At 68.8% G+C, this 1,685-nt stretch carries 1 protein-coding gene and 1 pseudogene; both read right to left on the bottom strand.

Translation table 11 applies throughout. The features are described from left to right. A pseudogene (locus AC1D01_RS33615) lies at positions 1-391 on the bottom strand (50S ribosomal protein L3 N(5)-glutamine methyltransferase); the annotation flags it as partial. Continuing rightward, positions 388-1,545, bottom strand: a complete 1,158-nt coding sequence (gene dapE / locus AC1D01_RS33610; RefSeq protein ID WP_477873802.1) for a succinyl-diaminopimelate desuccinylase — start codon at positions 1,543-1,545, stop codon at positions 388-390. The pseudogene AC1D01_RS33615 and the gene dapE, both read right to left, overlap by 4 nt. Positions 1,546-1,685: the final 140 nt, after the last annotated feature.

Below are 1,685 nucleotides of genomic sequence, written 5' to 3'. Positions count from 1 at the left end.
GGTCGAGCACCGTGTGCGTCTGGTCGGACAGCCAGGCGTCGAGCGTGCCCTCACCCTCGCCGTCGACCAGCAGTTCGGCGATGAACGAGCGCGGCACGATGCTGCGCTCGTCGATGTAGAACGGCACGTTCTGCAGCCAGGCCTCGCGGGTCAGGTAGGCGGCCGGGCGGCGCGAGCGGATGCGCTCGTCGACCAGCGCGAGCGCGGTGGCCTCTTCCTCGGCCGACAGCTCGCGCTGCGCCTGTTCTTCCAGCGCGTCGAGCGGCATGCCGAGCGCCCACAGCACCAGCCAGGCCGATTCGTCGAACGCGTTGGTGGTGCCGTGCCCAAACGAAACGCCCGCCGTCTTGAGGCGGGCGCTCTGCGCGGTGATGAGATCGATCAACTTCATAGCAACAAGCCTTCAAGCGTCCTGCGGTAGATGTTCTTCAGCGGGTCGAGGCTCGCGACCTCGACGTTCTCGTCGATCTTGTGGATGCTGGCGTTCAGCGGCCCGAACTCGACCACCTGCGGGCAGATCTTCGAGATGAAGCGGCCATCGGAGGTGCCGCCGGTGGTCGACAGCTCGGTGCGCACGCCGGTCTCGGCGAGGATGGCGGCGCCCATCGCCTCGCTCAGCGCACCGACCGGCGTCAGGAACGGCTCGCCGCCGAGCGTCCACGCGAGGTCGTAGCGCAGGCCGTGCGCATCGAGCACGGCGTGCAGGCGCGACTTCAGCGCATCGGGCGTCGATTCGGTCGAGAAGCGGAAGTTGAAGTCGATCACCACCTGGCCGGGAATCACGTTGGTCGCGCCGGTGCCGCCGTGGATGTTCGACACCTGCCAGCTGGTGGCCGGGAAGTAGCGGTTGCCGCGGTCCCATTCGACCGTGGTCAGTGCCGCCAGCGCCGGGGCGACGCGGTGGATCGGGTTGTCGGCCAGGTGCGGGTAGGCGATGTGGCCCTGCACGCCGTGCACCGTCAGCTTGCCCGACAGCGTGCCGCGCCGGCCGTTCTTGATCATGTCGCCGAGCGTGTCGACCGAGGTCGGCTCGCCGACGATGCAGTAGTCGATGCGCTCGCCGCGCTGTTTCAACAGCTCGCAGACTTTCACGGTGCCGTCGACCGACGGCCCTTCCTCGTCGCTCGTGATCAGCAGCGCGATGCTGCCGCAGCGCTCGCCGTGCGCCGCGACGAACTCCTCGATCGCGACCACCATCGCGGCGATCGAGGTCTTCATGTCGGCCGCGCCGCGCCCGTAGAGCTTGCCGCCGCGGTGCGTCGGCACGAACGGGTCGCTCTGCCACTGCGCGAGCGGGCCGGTGGGCACCACGTCGGTGTGGCCGGCGAACATCAGCAGCTTGCCGCCGTCTTTTGCGGATCCCCGGCCGCGGCGCACCGCCCACAGGTTGGTGACGCGGAAATCGGCCGGGCCGCTCTCGATGGTCTCGCACTCGAAGCCGAGCGGCGCGAGTCGTTCGATGAGCAGCGCCTGGCAGCCGCCGTCGTCAGGGGTGACGGAGCGGCGGCTGATCAGGGCCTCGGTGAGCTGCAGGGTCGCGGACATCAGAATCAGGAACGGGGATCAGAAGCGGGTCGAGAACCCGGTGTTGCGCTCGTCGTGCACGTCCAGCGTGATCTCGGTGAAGGTCGGCTGGTCGTCGGTCTCTTCCTTCTTCGGGACCTGGCGCGACACCGGCTCGGTGT

The organism is Rhizobacter sp. P3_B12 (assembly GCF_056402895.1).
Note: the sequence above shows the minus strand (reverse complement) of the source record. Positions and strands in the feature narration are given on the sequence as shown.

Bases quoted from the DNA above. Each gene is read 5' to 3' on its own strand.
- dapE (WP_477873802.1), bottom strand. From the start codon at position 1,545: ATGTCCGCGACCCTGCAGCTCACCGAGGCCCTGATCAGCCGCCGCTCC.